Below are 16052 nucleotides of genomic sequence, written 5' to 3' on the forward strand. Positions count from 1 at the left end.
CCAGGTCTCAGCTGCGCGCGGCGCGATCCGGCGCCATGCCATAGTCCTCGCTGCGCTCCACTGCGCGGTAGAAGTCGGCAAGTTGCTTGCCGCGCTCCGGTTTGAAGATGCGGCCGGCGATGACCACCGAGGCGATGCGATCGATGCGGAAGGCGCGGAAATCGTCGCGCATCTCGCACCAGGCGACCAGCGTCCACACCTTGCCCCAGAACCACAGGCCGAGCGGGCGGATATCGCGGGCGGTGCCGCGGCCGGCCTCGTCGGAATAGTCGATGGTCAGCACCTGGCGCTTTTCGACCGCGCGCTCGATCAGGTCGATCGCCTCGCGGGCGGCGTCGCTGACCACCCACATCGGTGTGTGGATCTCGGTGCGGGCGATGCGGTCTTTCTCCGCATCGGGCAATACGGCGCCGATCTTGACCAGCGCTTCGTCGGCGGCCCGCGCCATGGCGGCACCGCCAAAGGCACGCACCATGCGGGCGCCGGCGACCAGCGCGACGATCTCGTCACGCGTGAACATCAGCGGCGGAAGGTCGAAACCCTCCCTCATCATGTAGCCAACGCCGGCCTCGCCGTCGATCGGCACCCCGGTTGACTGCAGATCGGCAATGTCTCGATAGATGGTTCGCTCGGAAACCTCGAGCCATGTGCCGAGCTTCTGGGCGGTGACCAGTCGGCCACCGCGCAGATGCTGCACGATCTGGAAGAGCCTGTCGGCGCGGCGCATCGTATGGTCCCTCGGCGTTGTCTCTATGCATGTCGCCCGAAACCGGTCCACCTCTGGGTGGCATGCATCGTGTTTTCGCGCATGCCGTTATCCCAAAACCGCAGAACACTTTTGGGCGGCATGCCTCATGGTTTCAGCCCTTCGCGCTTGCGCTGCGCGGCGACGAACTCCGCGCCGAAGGACAATTTCTTCGTCGTCGGCGTTTTCGCATCGAGCACGCGCCAGAACGGTGCCACGTCACTCGGCGTCATGCCGCGCTGGAGGTCCTCGTTGGCGGCTTCGGCAACAGTGCGCAGATGATAGCCTATGGTGACCGGGCATGTCACTTCGGCGCCATGCTCGACGGCAAGTGCCGTACGCAGCGCACGCACATCCATCTCGACGCCTTCGAGAATCGAGCGGATGAAATCATCGACCTGGCGCGCTGTCGGCACCAGCATAGGCTGGCCTTCGACGACATCGGCCATCGTGCGCGGCGTCGGCTTGACGCCGTTGATGCCTGGTGTGCTCAGTCTGTCGTTCCAACTCTTCATCGATCGTCCTTTCGACCGCCGAATGCACGGGTGCCCGAAGCTGGCACCATTGCACGGCCCTCCTGACAGCATACTGTCAGGAGGCTTCAGCATACTCCTTGGCAAACAGCGTCCGCATCCGAGCGAGATCGCTGCCTCTTTCGGGGTAGAGCGTCTTCAGAAAGGCGAGCGCGAAGGTGCCCGGCGCCGAGCCTGGCGCGGAAACAATTTTGCCGTCGGCCATGGCATGCGGCACATCCTGATAGAGGTTGTCGCCGGCATAGCCGGCCTCATGACCATTGATCCAGTCGCGGCCATTGCTCGTATGCCTGGCCTTCTCGAACAGGCCGGCGCGGGCTAGCGCCAGCGTGCCGGCGCAGATGCCGCCGACCACGCCGCCGCGCGATGCAACAGCATTGAGCAGATCAGCAACTTCCGGCGGTGCCTTGCCGGCCCACTCATCGGAGCCGATCACGGCGATGGCGTCGAGATCATCATTCTCATCCGCCCCGGCCGATCGATCGGGCGTCAGCCGAAAGCCGCTGATCCCGGTCACTGGGTTGCCATCAGGCGTCAGCGACACGGCACGGGCACCGAACCATTCGACCGCCGAGGCCGCCAGCAGCCCATACTCCCAGTCGGCAAAACCTTCGATGAAAAGGAAACCGATCGTCTTCTGTTCGGGCATAAGCTCGCTCCCATTCCTCACGCACCGGACCTGTTATCTGGGCGTTGACGCGCCCACATCCAATCGCCGGGTCGAAAAATTGGCTTCAATTGCCGCGAGGGCCACGGTCCGCATACATGTCCGGCCAGCCGATATCCTTGCGAATATCCGCCGGCAGCGAGTTCATGAACCGCTGGGTGCGGATCTCGTTGCGCATCGTGCGGATCTTGCCGACATAGTGCTGCATGCCGCGCAGAATGGTGTAACCGTTCATGGCCAGTCTCCTCTCTCTGTATGGAGGTACTATCGCATACCCCTCCTGACAGCAGTCTGTCAGGAGGATGTCAGGCGCGAGACGATAGTTGCGACCAGTGCGCGCGCCGCAGGCAAGGCATCGCTTTTCGCCGCATAGAACGGTGCCGAAGGCAGGTTCGCGACTTCCGATTGTTCATAGCGAGGACGTGCTCTGGGCGCCGCTGTTCAGTTTCCGGCGACGGACTGTCGGAATACGAGGCCTTCAGCGGGGTGGCCGCAGTTCTGATATGGAGGGAGAAAATTCTTCCCCAACAGCAGGGAGACGACGATGAGCTTGCAATTGACAGGTATCCACCATCTGACCGCCATCACCGCCAATGCGCCTGGCAATCTTCATTTTTATACGAAGGTGCTGGGTCTGCGGCTGGTCAAGAAGACCGTAAACCAGGACGACACCTCGGCCTACCACCTCTTCTATGCCGACGGCGAAGCGACACCGGGCACCGACCTTACCTTCTTCGACTGGCCGGTCGGCCGCGAGCGGCGCGGCACGCACAGCATCGTGCGGACCAGCCTCAGGGTCGGCAGCCAGGAGAGCCTTGCCTGGTGGAAGCAACACTTGACCGACGAAGGCCTGGCAACGGGAGAGATCGGCGACATCGGCGGTTATGCGTCACTGGACTTCGAAGATCCCGAGGGCCAGCGTCTGCGCCTGGTCAGCGATGGCGGCAAGGGCGGCAGCCATCCCTGGGCGCAAAGCCCGGTACCGGTCGAGCACCAGATCCGCGGGCTCGGGCCGATCGTCATCAGCGTTCCCGACATCACCAACACCGAGGCGGTGGTGACCACGGTGATGAACATGCGCAAGGCGCGCGACTATGCCTCGCCGGAGGGCCAGGTTCACGTCTTCGAAATGGGCGAGGGCGGGCCGGCGGCGGAGCTGCATGTCCTGGTGCAGCCGGGACTGGCGCCGGCACGGCAAGGTGCCGGTGCGGTTCACCATGTTGCCTTCAGGGCGCCGGACCAGGAAACGCTGCATCAATGGACGGCGCGGCTGGCCGAGTTCCGGCTGCCGTCGAGCGGCGAGGTCGAGCGCTATTATTTCCGTTCGCTCTACTTCCGCGAGCCGAACGGCATCCTGTTCGAGATCGCAACCGACGGTCCGGGGTTCACCGCCGACGAGCCGCTGGAAACGCTGGGGGAAAGCCTCGCCCTGCCGCCATTCCTCGAACCGAAGCGCGCTTCGATCGAGGCTGGCCTCAAGCCGCTGAAGTAGATCGTTTGCCGGTCAAAGGGCGCCGCGTTCCGGTTCGGGATCTCGGCGTCCGTTCTTTCTCAGGCAATGAACGACGTGCTTTGACAGCCGGGCGCGTTGCTGGTCAAAGGCGGCATGACGAAATTCCTCGCCCTTGTCATCGCCGGTTTCATGGTCATTCAACTGATCAAGCCGCTTGGCTGGCCAGGCCTCAAGCGACGCGGTGATTTCTGGAAGCTGGCACTGCTCGCCATGGCCGCGATTTCACTGGCGGCCGTGCTCGGGCATTTGACGTAGGACGCACTTGTCGTCGCTGCTCAATGGCCAAGCACCGGGCCGACCAGATGCTCGGCCCAGGCCCGGTAGCCTGCTTCCGAGGCGTGAAAGCCGTCCGAGGCAAAGCCGGCTTCCGGATTGGTGATCGGCAGGCGCGGCGCCGGCACCGCGCCGCGCTCCAGGCAAAGGCGTTCGCCCATCCGGTTCATGTCGGTGGCGCGGATCTCAAGGATATTTCCGAGCAGCGGCGGCATGGCTGGCGCCCGCGTGAACTCCAGCACCGGCGACCACACCACGCGCGCTTCCGGCCATTTGGCGCGCAGGCCGTAGAGCAGGCCACCGAACTCCTTCTTGAAGCGCGGCACGGAGTGAAAATTCTTGGTGTCGTTGGTGCCGATGGCCAGCACGATATGCGTCCACGGATCGGCCGACAGATTGGGCAGCACATGGTCGCGGATCTGGCCGGACGTTGCCGAATTGAAGCCGGCCGCCCGCCAGCGCACGGCGCGGCCGGTGCTTTGTGAAATCAGCACGGCGAGTTGCGCGGCAAGTCCGTCTTCCGAATTGCCGATGCCGACCGAAGCGGCGGAGGAATCGCCCAGCACCAGAAGCGAGATTGCCGGTGCTGTGCCTGATATTTCGTGCATGACCGGCCCTTGCGCTGGCAGCATGCGCGTGGTGCGGCGTCGCACGCCGAGGCCTTGCCAGATATAGACCGGGAAGGCGAGCCAGGTGAGTAGGGCCGGGAAGCGCATGGCAGTACCGTTAAACGATCAGCGGCAGCCTTAGCGCATGTTTTGGCCGACGGGAACGATCTTCAATCGCAGCAACTCGCCTGCCCCGCCTGCTTGCCCTGATATTCGTCGTGCAGCCGCACCCAATCCATCAGGCCGTGATAGGGGCCGTTCTCGTTGCGGCCCTTCGGCGTCATGTCGAGATAGTCGTAGGCGCCGATCTGCGCCTCGCCGCCGCGGGCGCGCGACATGAAGGTGAGGAAGATGTCGCCGGTCTCGTCCCTGTAGAAGACGCTGGTGCCGGGAAGCTCCTTCGATGTCCGTGGACGGGTCTCGAAATTGTAGGTGGTGCAGCCCGCGGCGATCTGCTTGTCGGTGAAGGAGACCTGCATGTCGAAGTTGAAATCCGAGGCATAGGACGACACCCAGTCGAACTTCCAGCCCATGCGCTGCTTGTAAGGCAGAAGTTCCGCCAGGGGAGCGCGCGAAACCACGACCAGCGACACGTCGTGATGCCGCAGATGCTGATTGGCGCCGTCGATATGGTCGGCAAGGAATGAGCAGCCCTCGCAATGATGGGTGCAGCCCGGCCCGAACATGAAGTGATAGACGATCAGCTGGCTGTTAGTGCCAAACAGGTCGGTCAGTCTGTTTGGCCCTTGTTCGGTCTCGAAGACATAGTCTTTCCTGATCTTCAGCCAGGGCAGTTCACGCCGTTCCGCGGCGATCCGCTCGCGAAACCGCGTCAGTTCTTTCTCGCGCGCCAGATGTGCCTTGTGCGCCTGGAACCAGTCTTCGCGCGAAACGATCTTGTTGCGATGCATGAACCTCTCCCTGAATGTCATCCCAAGGACGTTGGGGATGGGCGCAACCCGACATCGCCGGAGAGGAAATAAGGACGGAGAGGCTCCGCCCCAAGCCCTGCAAGTCACAAACAAAAAAACCCGGGCGCATCGGCCCGGGTTCGAAGGAGGAAGAAAGGACTGTGATCAGGCGGCCTGTTCCAGGCTCGCCTTCCATTTTCCGAGCGCTGCCAGATGGTTCATGTGGGCGCGATGGGTGAAGGCGGCCTGGCCGGCGGCAACGTTCGAGGCTTTGCCGCTCCAGGCTTTCTGTGGCGCGGCCTGCAGCGCGCGACCATAGGAGAAGGTCAGCTTCCACGGGTGCGGCCCGATGGCGTTGATGGCGTTGAGATTGGCGGTCGCCTCTTCGTCTTCCTGGCCGCCGGAAAGGAAGGCGATGCCCGGCACCGCTGCCGGCACTGTCTCGCGGAACAGTTTTATGGTCTTTTCGGCGACTTCTTCGGGGCTGCTCACCTTGCCCGATTTCCTGCCGGCCAGCACCATGTTGGGCTTCAGGATGGTGCCTTCCAGCACGACGCGCGCCGCATGGAGCTCGTCATAAAGCTTGATCAGCGTTGCCTTCGAAATGTCGTAACAAGTGTCGATGTCGTGGGCGCCGTCCATCAGCACCTCCGGTTCGACGATCGGTACGATGCCGGCTTCCTGGCAGAGGGCGGCATAGCGGGAGAGCGCATGAGCGTTGGAGCCGATCGAGGTCGCCGAAGGGACGCCCTTGGCGATATCGATGTCGATCACCGCGCGCCATTTGGCGAAGCGGGCGCCGAGCTTGTAGTAGTCGGCAAGCCGTTCGCGCAGGCCGTCGAGGCCTTCGGTGACGGTGTCGCCGGGAAACCTGGCCAGCGGCTTGGCGCCGGCATCGACCTTGATGCCGGGGATGGCGCCGGCGGCCTTGATGATGTCGACCAGCGGCGTGCCGTCGGCGGCCTTCTGGCGGATCGTCTCGTCATAGAGGATGACACCGGAAATGTAGCGGGTCATCGCCTCCCTGGTGCGGAACATCATCTCGCGGTAGTCGCGGCGGCTGTCGGCGGTCGATTCGACGCCGATGACGTCGAAGCGCTTCTTGATGGTGCCGGAACTTTCGTCGGCGGCCAGCAGGCCCTTGCCATCGGCGACGATCGCAGCGGCAATGTCTTCGAGACGTTCGCTCATTGTTGCTTCTCCTGAAACGGTTGTTCCGCGCTTAACGGAAGTCTACCGCCAAAGGAATGGCATCGGAAAGCTCGAATCGATTGAAGCCTCGGGCGGCCTTGTTCGCTCTCCGAGTGTTGATCGCCTCGGAGCCTCAGCGCTTCAACACATCGACGCCGGGCAGCGGCTTGCCTTCCATCCACTCCAGGAAGGCGCCGCCGGCGGTCGAGACATAGGTGAAGTCGTCGGCGACGCCGGCGTGGTTGAGCGCCGCGACCGTATCGCCACCGCCTGCAACCGAGACCAGCTTGCCTTCCTTGGTGCGCGACGCCGCATGCTTGGCCGCCGCCACCGTCGCATGGTCGAAGGGCGCGATCTCGAAGGCGCCGAGCGGGCCGTTCCAGACCAGTGTCGCGGCGCGGTCGATCCATTCGCCGATGGTCGTCACGGTTTTGGCGCCGACATCGAGGATCATCCCGTCGGCCGGCACATCGGAGATGGCGACGGTCTCGCAGGCCGCGCCCGCCTTGAACTCCCTGGCGACGACGCCGTCGACCGGCAGGATGATGGCGCAGCCGGCCTCGGCCGCCTCGATCATGATCTGCTTGGCGGTTGAGGCGAGATCATGCTCGCACAGCGATTTCCCGACATCGGTGCCGCGCGCGGCGAGGAAGGTGTTGGCCATGCCGCCGCCGATGACCAGCGCGTCGACCTTCTTCACCAGGTTCATCAACAGATCGATCTTGGTCGAGACCTTGGCGCCGCCGACAATGGCGACGACCGGACGGACCGGTTTTCCCAGACCTTTCTCCAGCGCCTCAAGCTCGGCTTGCATGGTGCGGCCGGCAAAAGCCGGCAACAGATGCGCCAGTCCCTCGGTCGAAGAATGCGCGCGGTGCGCGGCCGAGAAGGCGTCGTTGACGAAGATATCGCCATTGGCGGCGAGTTTTTCGGTGAAGGCCGGGTCATTCTTTTCTTCGGCCTTGTAGAAGCGAGTGTTTTCGAGCAGCAGCACGTCGCCCTTGTTCATGGCGGCGACAGCGCTTCCGGCCGTGTCGCCGACGCAATCCGAGGCGAAACCGACGGGGCGGCCGAGCACTTCTGCCGTGGCTTTGGCGATCGGCTCCAGCGAGAATTCGGGCGAAGGCCCATCCTTGGGTCGGCCGAAATGGGCGAGCAGGATGACCTTGGCGCCCTTGGCCGATAGCTCGGCGATGGTCGGTGCGATGCGTTCGATGCGGGTGGCGTCGGTGACTTTGCCCTCAGTGACAGGCACGTTGAGGTCGACGCGCACCAGCACGCGCTTGCCGCTGATGTTGCCGATATCGTCGAGTGTCTTGAAGGCGGCCATGCGGGTTCCTTTCGCGAAAAACCGGGGGACCATACCCCGCATCGGCGACGATGCAAGGCTTAGGGCGCGCTCGAACCAAAATTTTGAAGTGGGCACGATCTTGCACTGGCGGGCGGATGAATGGCAGCGCTCAATAGCGGGTTTATCAGCTTTCGGTTGCTGCCTTTTCCGGCGCTGGCTCCGGGGCCGGTTTCTCGTCCGCCCGCGCCTCGTCCGCCTGCGCCTCGGTCGGCTTGCGCCAATTGCGGATGAAGGCGGAAAGACGGTCGCCGATTTCTCCCGCGCTGAGGAAGACCGGCACCCGCGCCACCGGCGCGGTCGGCTCGAACGACAGGCCGAGGCCTATGATCTTCCCCTTGTCGTCGACGTCGCGGACGATCAGTTCTATCGGGCCGAGCAGCACGCGGTCGGCATATTCGGCATGGCCGCCGAGCCGCGCCGTGACCAGCGCGCCAACGGTGAGCTTTTGCTCCGCTTCGGTTAGACCTGGCGTATAGGCTGCTTCCAGTTCGGCGGCGGGGCGCGCTGGATCGACGGCGAAGGCGCCGAAGAAATCGGCATCTTCGGGATCGACCACGGCACGGCTGGCGAATAGCTTGTCGAGCAGGCGCGGATAGCGATCCGGGACGAAAATGTAGACCTGGTCGCCGGCGGCGAGCCGGCCCATGTCCTGGAAGCGCATCGAACGGCCATCACGCAGCACCAGCGAGGGTCGCGCCCAGCGTGGGATGCGCTCGCCGCGCGCCACCGGGCTGCCGGGTGCGACGCGATAGGCGAGAAGCTCGTGATGGGCCGAACCCGGCAATTCCAGCTCGACCTTGTCCAGCGGTCCGAGCCGCGCCGGCACGATCAAACCGAGGCGGCGCGCCAGCGGTCCCACCGTCCAGCCCTGGATGACCAGGGACACCAGCACGATGATGAAGGCGGTGTTGAAGATGACACGGCCATTTTCCAGCCCGCCGAGCAGCGGGGTGATGGCAAGCAGGATCGACACCGCGCCGCGCAGGCCGACCCACGAGACGAAGGCGACTTCGGGGCGCGGCATGCGGAACGGAATCAGGCAGAGCCAGACTGCGACCGGCCGCGCCACGAACATCAGGAACAGGCCGAGCAGCACCGCCGGCACCATGATCGCCGGGAATTGCGAGGGCGTCGCGAACAGGCCGAGGATGAGGAACATGATGATCTGTGCCAGCCATGACATGCCGTCCTGGAAGCGCTTGAGGATGGTGACGGCGCGGATATCGGAATTGCCCGAGATGAGGCCGGCGATATAGACCGCCAGGAAGCCCGAGCCGCCAATGGCGCCGGCGGCGGCAAAGACCATCAACGACAAGGTCAGCACGAAGATCGGCAGCAGGCCATGGTCGAGATTGAGCCGGTCGACGAGACGCACGATGGCGAGGCCGCCGAGCACGCCGACGACAGCGCCAAGGCCCATGTTGAGGAGGAAGCCGAGGAAAAGGCTGGTGACCAGGACGTTGGTCTCGGGATTGGCATGAGCGGCGATGATCTCGACCAGCGTGATGGTCAGGAAGATGGCGATGGGGTCATTGGTGCCGGATTCCACCTCGAGCGTCGAGCGCACGCGTTCGCGCAGATTGATCTCGCCGGCACGCAGCAGGAAGAACACGGCGGCCGCATCGGTGGAGGCGACGGCGGCGCCGAGCAGGAAGGATTCCAGCCAGGTGAGGTCGAGCAGATAGTGGGCGGCGGCGCCGAACAGGCCGGTGGTCAGAATTACGCCGAAGGTCGCCAGCGACAACGCCGGGCCGGCTGCCTGCCGCAAGGCGTTGAGCGGCGTGCCGAAGCCGGAATCGAACAGGATGACGGCCAGCGCCAGTGAGCCGGCAAAATAGGCGATGCGGGCATTGTCGAACTGGATGCCGAGACCGTCGGTGCCGGTGGCGAGGCCAATGCAGAGGAACAGGAGCAGAAGAGGGGCGCCGAAGCGGAAGGCGATCAGGCTCGAAAACGCGGCGGCGACGACAAGCGCTGTGCCGACCAGCGTGACGAGATAGATCGCATGCTCCATCCTGAAATCAGCCCCTCAAATTCGTCTGTCTCCTGCTTTGCGAGAGAGTGGGGCGAAGACGTGACCAGTGCAAGGCGGCAGGGTGGCTTTTTGGCCTATGCCGCTGATTTTCGGATGTTTTGGCGCCCGGGACACAATTTGGGAAGGCGCAAACTGCGCTCATGAAAAACGCCCGGGCAAAGCCGGGCGTTCCAAGTCTCGAAAAGAGGCCTTTGTGATCAGGCGATGGTCTTGCCGAAGGCGACCGATGTGTCGCCCATGCGGTTGGAGAAACCCCATTCATTGTCGTACCAGGACAGCACCGATACGAAGTTGCCGTCCATCACCTTGGTCTGGTCGAGCGCCATGATCGAGGAGCGCGGATCGTGGTTGAAGTCGATCGACACGTTCGGGTGATGGGTGACGCCGAGAATGCCCTTGAGCTTGCCGTTGGAGGCGGCGATCACCGCTTCGTTGATCTCCTGCACCGTGGTCGACCGCTTGGCGATGAACTTGAAATCGACGACCGAGACGTTCGGGGTCGGCACGCGGATCGAGATGCCGTCGAGCTTGCCCTTGAGGTCGGGCAGCACCAAGCCGATCGCCTTGGCGGCACCGGTCGAGGTCGGGATCTGCGACAGCGCCGCGGCGCGGGCGCGGTAGAGATCCTTGTGCATGGTGTCCAGCGTCGGCTGGTCGCCGGTGTAGGAGTGGATCGTCGTCATCATGCCTTTTTCGATGCCGACCGTTTCGTGCAGCACGGCTGCCAGCGGCGCCAGGCAGTTGGTGGTGCACGAGGCATTCGAGATGACGATATGATCCTTGGTCAACTGGTCGTGGTTGATGCCGTAGACCACGGTGAGGTCGGCGCCTTCGGCAGGGGCCGAAACGATGACGCGCTTGGCGCCGGCGGTCAGGTGTGCCGCTGCCTTGTCGCGGGCGGTGAAGATGCCGGTGCATTCGAGCGCGATGTCGATGCCGAGTTCCTTCCACGGCAACTGCGTCGGGTCCTTGATCGCGGTGACCTTGAACGTCTCCTTGCCGACGGTGATCTGGTCGCCGGATACCGAGACTTCATGCGGGAAGCGGCCGTGCACGCTGTCATAGCGCAAGAGGTGCGCATTGGTCTCGACTGGGCCGAGGTCGTTGACGGCGACGACGTCGATGTCCTTGCGGCCGGATTCATGGATAGCGCGCAGGATGTTGCGGCCGATGCGGCCAAATCCGTTGATGGCAACTCTGACGGTCATAATTCTCTCCCTGGGAGTTGGAGGGCGGACGAGGGGTCTGCAGTTTCATAGCGGCGGAAGCAGAAAGAATCCAGCCGCACTGGCGTGGATTTAAATCGATTAAGTTGAGCCGGCCCGGCGAAGCCGTTTTCGCGGTTTCGCCGAACTGGCCCAGAATCTTACTTGGCGTGCAGGCGGGCTTCCGCCGCCTTGGCCGCGGCCTCGGCGGTAATGCCGAAATGCGGATAGAGTTGCTCGATCGTGCCCGACGCGCCGAAGCCGGTCATGCCGACGAAGATGCCGTCTGAGCCGATCAGATGATCCCATCCCTGGCGGATGCCGGCTTCGATCGCCATCTTGATCGGCGCATTGCCGATCGTCTTCTTGCGGTAGTCGTCGCTCTGCTGGTCGAACAGTTCGAAGCAGGGAACCGAGACGACGCGGGTCGGATGGCCGTGCTTTTCCAACAGCTCGCGCGCGCCAAGTGCGATCTCGACCTCGGAGCCGGTGGCGAAGATCGTTATCGCCGCCTCGCCGCTGGCGGCGGCCAGCTCATAGGCTCCCTGGCTGCTGAGGTTCTTGGCCGAGAATTCGGTGCGCACCGTCGGCAGGTTCTGGCGGGTCAGCGCCAAGGTCGACGGCGTCTTTTCCGACTCCAGGGCGATCTGCCAGCATTCCGCGGTTTCGACCGCGTCGGCCGGGCGGAAGACATTGTGGTTGGGGATCGCGCGCAATGCCGCCAGATGCTCGACCGGCTGGTGGGTCGGGCCGTCTTCGCCCAGACCGATGGAATCATGGGTCATGACGAAGATCGAGCGGATGCCCATCAGCGAAGCCAGACGCATTGACGGGCGGGCATAGTCGGAGAAGCACAGGAAGGTGCCGCCATAGGCGATGAGGCCGCCATGCAGCGTCAAGCCATTGATGGCGGCCGCCATGCCATGTTCGCGAATGCCGTAGTGGACATAACGCTGGCCGTAATCGTCGGGCGTAATGTTCTTGGTCTGGCTGGTCTTGGTGTTGTTGGAGCCGGTCAGGTCGGCGGAGCCGCTTATGGTTTCCGGCACGGCGCCGTTGATGACCTCCAGCGCCATTTCCGAGGATTTGCGGGTGGCGACCTTCGGCTTGTCGGCCGACAGCTTCTTCTTGTAGTCGGCGATGACGGCGTCGAAATTCGACGGCAGCTTGCCGGCGAGGCGGCGTTCGAACTCGGCCTTCAACTTGGGCTCGGCCTTGGCCAGACGTCCCTCCCAGTCGGTGCGCGGCTTGGCGCCGGTTTTACCGGCGGCGCGCCATGCGTCAAGGATGTCGGCCGGAATCTCGAAGGGCGGCGAGTCCCAGTTGAAGAATTTGCGCGCACCGGCGATCTCGTCGGCGCCGAGCGGCGAACCGTGCGCCTTGTTGGTGCCGGCCTTGGTTGGAGCGCCGAAGCCGATGGTCGTCTTGCAGGCGATCATCGTCGGCTTGTCGGAGTGACGAGCGGCTTCGATGGCATAGGCGATGGCTTCCGGATCGGTGCCGTCGATGTGGCTGGCGTTCCAGCCCGAGGCCTGGAAGCGGGCGACCTGGTCGGTGTTGTCGGCAAGCGAGACCGGGCCGTCGATCGAGATGTTGTTGTTGTCCCAGAAGACGATCAGCTTGTTGAGCTTGAGATGGCCGGCAAGCGCGATGGCTTCCTGGGAAACACCTTCCATCAGGCAGCCGTCACCGGCCAGTACGTAGGTGTAATGGTCGACGAGGTCGTTGCCGAAGGCTGCGTTCATGATGCGCTCGCCGAGCGCGAAGCCGACCGAATTGGCCAGACCCTGGCCGAGCGGGCCGGTGGTCGTCTCTATGCCGGTGGCATGGCCGTATTCGGGATGGCCGGCGGTCTTCGAGCCCAACTGGCGGAAATGCTTGATCTGGTCGATCGTCATGTCCTCGTAGCCGGTCAGGTGCAGCAGCGAATAGAGCAGCATCGAACCGTGGCCGGCCGACAGGATGAAGCGATCCCGGTCGGGCCAATGGGGGGCCTTCGGATCATATTTCAGGAACTTCGTGAACAGCACCGTGGCGATGTCGGCGCAGCCCATGGGCAGGCCGGGATGGCCGGAGTTTGCCTTCTCGACGGCGTCCATGGAGAGAAAGCGGATCGCATTGGCCATCCGGTCATGTTGTTCACGCGACGTCATGGTTCCTCCAGAAGTGGGGGTTTGGGGGCTTGGGAGAGCCCTTGAAAAGGGTGCGCGACACATAGCAGGCGCGGGCTTTTAGTCAACAAATCGGGTGCACATTTGCCGGTCTTGTGATGCCGGCGGCGGACCTACATTAGCGTTAGCGGGGGACAGTCGCGAGAGCTTTGTTGACGTTGCCTTCACCCGGTGCCTAATGTTTCAGGGATAACGCGTTCTGAACGTGAACGATTCGGTGATGGGCAGGGCACAGGACGAAGGCCATGACCGGGGAAGCCACACTCAAGGAAGTCATCGCGAGGCTGGGCAAGGCCATCGAGGGGCTGGAAAACGCCGTCGCGGCCAAGCTCGAGCATGAACGCGACTACTCCGAAGCCGAGGCCGAGGTGCAGCGGATGAATGCCGATCGCTCGCGGCTGGCGCAGGAACTCGACAATTCCGAAGCGCGCGCCGAACGGCTGGAAGATGCCAACAAGGAAGTCTCGCGACGTTTGGTGACCGCCATGGAAACCATCCGCGCCGTGTTGGACAGATAGGAGCTGGCCCGATGGCACAGGTCACGGTTTCAATCGACGGCAAGCAGTATCGCATGGCCTGCGACGAGGGCCAGGAAGAGCATCTGATCGATCTTGCCGAACGTTTCGACCGCTATGTTTCACACCTGAAGGACTCGTTCGGCGAGATTGGCGATCAGCGGCTGACCGTGATGGCCGGCATCATGGTGATGGATGAACTCTCGGAGTTGCAGAAACGCGTCAAGGGCATGGAAAGCGAAGTGCTGACCTTGCGCAAGACCCGCGACGAGGCTCTGACCAAGGCCGACAAGAGCGATAGCGTGCTGACCAACGCGCTCAGCGCGCTGGCACAGCGCATGGAAGACCTGACTGTGACAATGGCGGTCAACAAGAGCTGAGGCAGGATCTCTCCTGTCCAGCCCAACAGGCTCTCATCCGCGTGCCGAGCATTCGGCAGCATAAAAATGCTCGCGTGCCGCCGACAAGAGTTTCATATTATCTTGCAGTCACGATTTTTGCGCTAAGATGCAACGATGCCCGGGCGGGGCAGCTCGATGGCGGCATGGGTTGCCGCTTGTCGTTCCTCGCTGCCGACGGGTTCCGTTTACAGGGGAGATGTATCATGAGCCTTCGTATCAACGACATTGCGCCGGATTTTACCGCCGAGACCACGCAAGGGACGATCAAATTCCATGACTGGATCGGGGACGGATGGGCGATCCTGTTCAGTCATCCCAAGAATTTCACGCCGGTCTGCACGACCGAGCTTGGCACGATGGCGGGGCTCGAAGGCGAATTCAAGAAGCGCAACGTCAAGATCATCGGCATTTCGGTCGATCCGGTCGAAAGCCACGGCAAGTGGCAGGACGACATCAAGACGGCGACCGGCCATTCGGTGAACTACCCGCTGATCGGCGACAAGGACCTCAAGGTCGCCAAGCTCTACGACATGCTGCCGGGCGGTGCCGGCGAGACGTCGGAAGGCCGCACACCGGCCGACAATGCCACGGTGCGCTCGGTCTATGTCATCGGACCGGACAAGAAGATCAAGCTGGTGCTGACCTACCCGATGACCACGGGCCGCAACTTCGATGAGATCCTGCGTGCGGTCGATTCCATGCAGCTGACCGCCAAGCATCAGGTGGCGACGCCGGCAAACTGGAAGCAGGGCGAGGACGTCATCATCACCGCTGCCGTCTCCAACGAGGACGCGATCAGGCGCTTCGGCGCTTATGAGACCATCCTGCCGTATCTGCGGAAGACCAAGCAGCCCTCTGCCTGACCGCTGCTCGGAACAGTTTTTGGCTTTCCTGTCGCCGCGAGCGAAATGATGCTTGACTGGCTCACCCGAGCGGACAACCATGCTCCTCTCGGGTGTCGTTAGAGAAAATCATTCCTGACGACCGAGAGTTGGGGAAGCCAGAATTGGACGTAGCTTTGGCCAGGCCGCAGGTCAGCGGCTTCTACGACAAGCCGACCGGGGCCATCCAGTATGTCGTCGCCGACCAGGCGACGAAACGCTGCGCCATCATCGATCCGATTCTCGATTTCGACGAGAAATCCGGTGCTACGGCAACGACGAATGCCGATATCCTGCTCGACTTCGTCAGCGAGCAGGGGCTGAGCGTCGAATGGATCCTCGACACCCATCCGCACGCCGATCATTTCTCGGCGGCGCACTATCTGAGGGAGAAGACCGGAGCGCCGACAGCGATCGGCGACAGGGTCGTCGACGTCCAGAATTTGTGGAAGGCGATCTACAACTGGCCGGATTTTCCCGCCGACGGTTCGCAGTGGGACAGGCTGTTTGGTGAAGGCGAAACCTTCACGGTCGGCACGCTTCCGGTCAAGGTGCTGTTCTCGCCCGGCCATACGCTGGCGTCGATCACCTATGTGATCGGCGATGCCGCCTTCGTCCACGACACGCTGTTCATGCCCGACAGCGGCACAGCGAGGACGGACTTTCCCGGCGGCAGTGCCGCGCGGCTCTGGCGCTCGATCCAGGACATACTGGCGTTGCCGGACGAGACGCGGCTGTTCGTCGGTCATGACTATCAGGCCGGCGGCCGCGAACCCTTGTGGGAAAGCACGGTCGCCATACAGAAGGCGACCAACACCCATCTTGCCGCCGTCCGCAGCGAGGCCGAGTTCGTCGCCCTGCGCGAAGCGCGCGACAGGACGCTGCCGATGCCGAGGCTGATCCTGCATGCGCTGCAGGTCAACATGAATGGCGGGAGGCTGCCCGAACCCGAGGCGAATGGCCGGCGGTATCTAAAGTTTCCGCTGGATGGGCTTTGAGAGATCGCTGCCGGCGAAGCTGCAATCTCCCCCCTTGCGGGGGAGATCGGATGT

The 16052-nt window shown here is 63.2% G+C and carries 17 protein-coding genes; 6 read left to right on the forward strand and 11 right to left on the reverse strand.

The features are described 5' to 3' along the window. Positions 1 to 7: 7 nt before the first annotated feature. The 4 genes from MESCI_RS06910 to MESCI_RS32230 form a co-directional block, all read right to left on the reverse strand. Positions 8 to 727 carry a helix-turn-helix transcriptional regulator gene (locus MESCI_RS06910; RefSeq protein WP_013529238.1) on the reverse strand — a complete coding sequence of 240 codons (720 nt, stop codon included), beginning with the start codon at positions 725 to 727 and terminating at the stop codon, positions 8 to 10. Positions 728 to 852: 125 nt separating this feature from the next. After that, the gene (locus MESCI_RS06915; RefSeq protein WP_013529239.1) at positions 853 to 1260 is read right to left on the reverse strand and encodes a hypothetical protein; all 408 of its coding nucleotides are present in this window, start codon (positions 1258 to 1260) and stop codon (positions 853 to 855) included. A gap of 76 nt (positions 1261 to 1336) precedes the next feature. Then, positions 1337 to 1927 (reverse strand): DJ-1/PfpI family protein, encoded by a 591-nt coding sequence (locus tag MESCI_RS06920; protein ID WP_013529240.1) that lies wholly within the window; start codon positions 1925 to 1927, stop codon positions 1337 to 1339. Between the two features lie 85 nt (positions 1928 to 2012). Beyond that, positions 2013 to 2180, reverse strand: coding sequence for a hypothetical protein (locus MESCI_RS32230; protein ID WP_013529241.1), 168 nt, complete (start codon positions 2178 to 2180; stop codon positions 2013 to 2015). 309 nt (positions 2181 to 2489) lie between these two features. Between MESCI_RS32230 and MESCI_RS06925 the strand changes: the two genes are divergently transcribed. Both MESCI_RS06925 and MESCI_RS32235 read left to right on the forward strand, forming a co-directional pair. Further along, complete coding sequence (locus MESCI_RS06925) at positions 2490 to 3437, forward strand: ring-cleaving dioxygenase (RefSeq protein ID WP_013529242.1); 948 nt, start codon at positions 2490 to 2492, stop codon at positions 3435 to 3437. A gap of 114 nt (positions 3438 to 3551) precedes the next feature. Continuing rightward, positions 3552 to 3713, forward strand: coding sequence for a hypothetical protein (locus MESCI_RS32235; RefSeq protein WP_013529243.1), 162 nt, complete (start codon positions 3552 to 3554; stop codon positions 3711 to 3713). A 20-nt stretch (positions 3714 to 3733) separates the two neighbouring features. Here the strand turns inward: MESCI_RS32235 and MESCI_RS06930 are convergent, their stop codons facing one another. The 7 genes from MESCI_RS06930 to tkt form a co-directional block, all read right to left on the reverse strand. Continuing rightward, positions 3734 to 4447, reverse strand: coding sequence for an SGNH/GDSL hydrolase family protein (locus MESCI_RS06930; protein ID WP_013529244.1), 714 nt, complete (start codon positions 4445 to 4447; stop codon positions 3734 to 3736). 62 nt (positions 4448 to 4509) lie between these two features. Beyond that, a complete protein-coding gene (locus MESCI_RS06935) occupies positions 4510 to 5250 on the reverse strand; it encodes a DUF899 domain-containing protein (RefSeq protein WP_013529245.1) in 741 nt (246 codons plus the stop codon). Between the two features lie 165 nt (positions 5251 to 5415). Beyond that, positions 5416 to 6441 (reverse strand): class I fructose-bisphosphate aldolase, encoded by a 1026-nt coding sequence (locus tag MESCI_RS06940; protein ID WP_013529246.1) that lies wholly within the window; start codon positions 6439 to 6441, stop codon positions 5416 to 5418. Between the two features lie 133 nt (positions 6442 to 6574). After that, a complete protein-coding gene (locus MESCI_RS06945; protein WP_013529247.1) occupies positions 6575 to 7771 on the reverse strand; it encodes a phosphoglycerate kinase in 1197 nt (398 codons plus the stop codon). 145 nt (positions 7772 to 7916) lie between these two features. Further along, complete coding sequence (locus tag MESCI_RS06950; protein ID WP_013529248.1) at positions 7917 to 9806, reverse strand: potassium/proton antiporter; 1890 nt, start codon at positions 9804 to 9806, stop codon at positions 7917 to 7919. A 218-nt stretch (positions 9807 to 10024) separates the two neighbouring features. Beyond that, positions 10025 to 11035, reverse strand: a complete 1011-nt coding sequence (gene gap, locus MESCI_RS06955; protein WP_013529249.1) for a type I glyceraldehyde-3-phosphate dehydrogenase — start codon at positions 11033 to 11035, stop codon at positions 10025 to 10027. Between the two features lie 158 nt (positions 11036 to 11193). Next, positions 11194 to 13185 (reverse strand): transketolase, encoded by a 1992-nt coding sequence (gene tkt, locus MESCI_RS06960; protein ID WP_013529250.1) that lies wholly within the window; start codon positions 13183 to 13185, stop codon positions 11194 to 11196. 263 nt (positions 13186 to 13448) lie between these two features. Between tkt and MESCI_RS06965 the strand changes: the two genes are divergently transcribed. The 4 genes from MESCI_RS06965 to MESCI_RS06980 all read left to right on the forward strand — a co-directional run bounded on the left by MESCI_RS06965 (position 13449) and on the right by MESCI_RS06980 (position 15998). Further along, positions 13449 to 13721: a DUF4164 domain-containing protein gene (locus MESCI_RS06965; RefSeq protein WP_013529251.1), complete on the forward strand. Its 273-nt coding sequence runs from the start codon at positions 13449 to 13451 to the stop codon at positions 13719 to 13721. Positions 13722 to 13732: 11 nt separating this feature from the next. Further along, positions 13733 to 14098, forward strand: coding sequence for a cell division protein ZapA (locus MESCI_RS06970; RefSeq protein WP_013529252.1), 366 nt, complete (start codon positions 13733 to 13735; stop codon positions 14096 to 14098). 224 nt (positions 14099 to 14322) lie between these two features. After that, a complete protein-coding gene (locus tag MESCI_RS06975) occupies positions 14323 to 14982 on the forward strand; it encodes a peroxiredoxin (RefSeq protein ID WP_013529253.1) in 660 nt (219 codons plus the stop codon). A 143-nt stretch (positions 14983 to 15125) separates the two neighbouring features. Then, complete coding sequence (locus MESCI_RS06980; RefSeq protein WP_013529254.1) at positions 15126 to 15998, forward strand: MBL fold metallo-hydrolase; 873 nt, start codon at positions 15126 to 15128, stop codon at positions 15996 to 15998. Positions 15999 to 16052: the final 54 nt, after the last annotated feature.

It is taken from the genome of Mesorhizobium ciceri biovar biserrulae WSM1271 (assembly GCF_000185905.1).
GTDB lineage: Bacteria > Pseudomonadota > Alphaproteobacteria > Rhizobiales > Rhizobiaceae > Mesorhizobium > Mesorhizobium ciceri.

What these genes read in the sequence shown, in the direction of transcription:
- MESCI_RS32235 (WP_013529243.1), top strand. Translation starts at nt 3,552, where the DNA reads ATGACGAAATTCCTCGCCCTTGTCATCGCCGGTTTCATGGTCATTCAA.
- MESCI_RS06930 (WP_013529244.1), bottom strand. Translation starts at nt 4,447, where the DNA reads ATGCGCTTCCCGGCCCTACTCACCTGGCTCGCCTTCCCGGTCTATATC.
- gap (WP_013529249.1), bottom strand. Translation starts at nt 11,035, where the DNA reads ATGACCGTCAGAGTTGCCATCAACGGATTTGGCCGCATCGGCCGCAAC.
- MESCI_RS06945 (WP_013529247.1), bottom strand. Translation starts at nt 7,771, where the DNA reads ATGGCCGCCTTCAAGACACTCGACGATATCGGCAACATCAGCGGCAAG.
- MESCI_RS06915 (WP_013529239.1), bottom strand. Translation starts at nt 1,260, where the DNA reads ATGAAGAGTTGGAACGACAGACTGAGCACACCAGGCATCAACGGCGTC.
- MESCI_RS06935 (WP_013529245.1), bottom strand. Translation starts at nt 5,250, where the DNA reads ATGCATCGCAACAAGATCGTTTCGCGCGAAGACTGGTTCCAGGCGCAC.
- MESCI_RS06965 (WP_013529251.1), top strand. Translation starts at nt 13,449, where the DNA reads ATGACCGGGGAAGCCACACTCAAGGAAGTCATCGCGAGGCTGGGCAAG.
- MESCI_RS06910 (WP_013529238.1), bottom strand. Translation starts at nt 727, where the DNA reads ATGCGCCGCGCCGACAGGCTCTTCCAGATCGTGCAGCATCTGCGCGGT.
- MESCI_RS06925 (WP_013529242.1), top strand. Translation starts at nt 2,490, where the DNA reads ATGAGCTTGCAATTGACAGGTATCCACCATCTGACCGCCATCACCGCC.
- MESCI_RS32230 (WP_013529241.1), bottom strand. Translation starts at nt 2,180, where the DNA reads ATGAACGGTTACACCATTCTGCGCGGCATGCAGCACTATGTCGGCAAG.
- MESCI_RS06920 (WP_013529240.1), bottom strand. Translation starts at nt 1,927, where the DNA reads ATGCCCGAACAGAAGACGATCGGTTTCCTTTTCATCGAAGGTTTTGCC.
- MESCI_RS06970 (WP_013529252.1), top strand. Translation starts at nt 13,733, where the DNA reads ATGGCACAGGTCACGGTTTCAATCGACGGCAAGCAGTATCGCATGGCC.
- MESCI_RS06940 (WP_013529246.1), bottom strand. Translation starts at nt 6,441, where the DNA reads ATGAGCGAACGTCTCGAAGACATTGCCGCTGCGATCGTCGCCGATGGC.
- MESCI_RS06975 (WP_013529253.1), top strand. Translation starts at nt 14,323, where the DNA reads ATGAGCCTTCGTATCAACGACATTGCGCCGGATTTTACCGCCGAGACC.
- MESCI_RS06950 (WP_013529248.1), bottom strand. Translation starts at nt 9,806, where the DNA reads ATGGAGCATGCGATCTATCTCGTCACGCTGGTCGGCACAGCGCTTGTC.
- tkt (WP_013529250.1), bottom strand. Translation starts at nt 13,185, where the DNA reads ATGACGTCGCGTGAACAACATGACCGGATGGCCAATGCGATCCGCTTT.